This window comes from Bradyrhizobium liaoningense (genome assembly GCF_018130785.1).
GTDB lineage: Bacteria > Pseudomonadota > Alphaproteobacteria > Rhizobiales > Xanthobacteraceae > Bradyrhizobium > Bradyrhizobium liaoningense_A.
This window is the reverse complement of record NZ_JAFCJT010000063.1, coordinates 1-1,560: the sequence shown is the minus strand read 5'-3', so window position 1 is coordinate 1,560 and position 1,560 is coordinate 1. Positions and strand designations below refer to the sequence as shown.

Annotated in this window: 2 protein-coding genes; both read left to right on the top strand. The window is 59.7% G+C overall.

Annotated features, from left to right (window positions below; translation table 11 throughout):
- The first annotated feature begins 57 nt into the window (after positions 1-57).
- On the top strand, positions 58-786 hold the full coding sequence (locus JQ627_RS38885) for an SOS response-associated peptidase (protein WP_212489598.1): 729 nt from the start codon (positions 58-60) through the stop codon (positions 784-786).
- Between the two features lie 125 nt (positions 787-911).
- The gene (locus JQ627_RS38880; RefSeq protein ID WP_212489597.1) at positions 912-1,175 is read left to right on the top strand and encodes a hypothetical protein; all 264 of its coding nucleotides are present in this window, start codon (positions 912-914) and stop codon (positions 1,173-1,175) included.
- Positions 1,176-1,560: the final 385 nt, after the last annotated feature.

Here is a 1,560-nt window from a genome sequence, read left to right as displayed (position 1 = left end):
ATAGCAAGCGATCTGGCCAAAAGTCTGCTACAATCCTGACAAGTGGGGGCCGTCCACATCTGCAATCTCTACTCGATGACCAAGAACGTGGACGCAATCCGTCAATTGTTCGGAGCGCTGAACAGCCATGTCGGCAACTTGCCAAGCATGCCCGGCATCTTTCCCGACTACCCCGCTCCCATCGTCCGCAATGCTGCAGACGGACGTGAGATCGTTATGGCGCGATGGGGTATGCCCTCGTCCTCTAAAGCCCTCATAGATGCAACGAAGAAGCGCGCGGAGAAGCTCGAGGCCAAGGGCAAGACAGTAGACTTCAAGGAGCTGCTTCGGATGGAGCCGGATTCCGGCACGACCAACATCCGCAACACAGGCAGCAACCACTGGAAGCCATGGCTCGGGCCGGACAATCGCTGCCTGGTGCCGTTCACGAGCTTTAGCGAGTATGACACCATCGAGGGAAAGAAGGTCCCCGTTTGGTTTTCCCCGGATGAGAGCCGCCCCCTGCTCGCATTCGGTGGGATCTGGACCAAGTGGACATCTGTGCGAAAAGCAAAGGAAGGCGAAGTCACTGCCGATATTTTTGGCTTCCTGACCTGCGATCCGAACTCGGAAGTCAAACGCGTCCATCCGAAGGCAATGCCAGTCATCCTCACAACGGCTGAAGAGTACGATGTCTGGATGCGCGCGCCGTGGGACGAAGCAAAAGCGGTCCAACGACCGCTGCCGGATGGCGCGTTGAGGATCGTGGCGACCGGCGAGAAGGAAGACCCGGCCGCGACCGCATAGTGTTATGCACAGAACGGCGGAACACGTGGACAAGCTTCAGTGCCGGCGATTTCGAATCCCTGCCTTGTGCTAACCGACCGGAACGGCGGTGGGAGACGAGGATTCGTCTCAGTGGAGCGAATTCAATGCTGATGTTTAGGGAAAGACGGCCTACGGCCCGGACGCTGCGGGGGTGGGCCATTTCTGTGCTCAATGACGCCGGAGCCATTAAAGAGTGCGGGGAGCACGGCTGGATGCAGGATCGCGGTGACCCGCACGCGCGCGAGCGTGCATTCGATGTCGCCCGCCAGGATCCGCCGGCGGGCGTTTCTCCTGAGGCCGCCGCGGTAGCGATTGCCGAAGTCCTGGATTCCATCGGTGACACCTGTCCTGAGTGTCTTCCGAACTAACAACCACGCTGTCCACCGAGCCCACGTTTCTCGTTGACAGCAGAACTCCCTGCAGAATGTGCTTCCAATCGCTCGACGAGAAAGACTAGGGCATGGAATATGGGGGCAGCACTCAGAGTTGACGCTGCCAACGAGGTCTACCAGTTTGCAGGATCCCGCGGATTTTGCATTTCGACCGGAGAGCCAATGCCTCGCAAGCAACGCGATCAAGACATTGATCCCAACTGGCAGCGACCTGCGCGGGCTTGTGCCCCCTCGAAAGTGCGCTGTTGATCGCCGACGGGTTGCGTCAGGTCTACGGCGGCGAGTGGCAGACGCTTCCGTTCGGCGCCGCGCCCTCAAGATCGGAACGCCGCCGTCCATAGGAACTTAGCCGCGCGGCTTC